Annotated in this window: 1 pseudogene; it reads right to left on the bottom strand. The window is 65.9% G+C overall.

What is annotated here, in order from left to right:
- Positions 1 to 236: pseudogene (locus tag ACLFKU_RS44040) on the bottom strand (plasmid replication/partition related protein); the annotation flags it as partial.
- Positions 237 to 490: the final 254 nt, after the last annotated feature.

Raw genomic sequence — 490 nt, 5'->3', positions numbered from 1 at the left:
ATCCACAGGTGGACGTCGTCCATCGACTGTAAGCGGGTGTTCTGGATCGTCTGGAACGGCAGGCCGTGCTTCTGGCAGATGCCGTAGCGGTTGTGGCCGTCCACCAGCACCTCACCCCACAGCACCAGCGCATCGCGGCAGCCCTCGGCGAGGATGCTGCGCTCCAGGGCGTCGTGCTCGTCCGGGGTCAGCGGGTCGATGTAGGCCTTGAGTTCTTCTTTGACGACAATGTCCATGCAATCCGGTACGCGAGCGAAACGTGACCGACCATTGTAAGGATCGCGGCGGTCGCCGTCGTCGCCGACGGATTCAGGCTCAGCCGGTGGCGCGGATCATCTCGCCCAGCACGTCCACGATGCGGTCGATGTGGCTGCGCTCCAGGATCAGCGGCGGCGACAGTGCGATCACATCGCCGGTGCAGCGCACCAGCAGCTGGCCGTCGCGGAAGCAGCGCTCGAACACCTCGTAGCCGCGGGCGCCCGGTGCATCC

This window comes from Paraburkholderia sp. EG304 (assembly GCF_046543485.1).
Classification (GTDB): Bacteria; Pseudomonadota; Gammaproteobacteria; order Burkholderiales; family Burkholderiaceae; genus Paraburkholderia; species Paraburkholderia youngii.
This window is presented reverse-complemented; position numbering and strand designations above follow the sequence as displayed.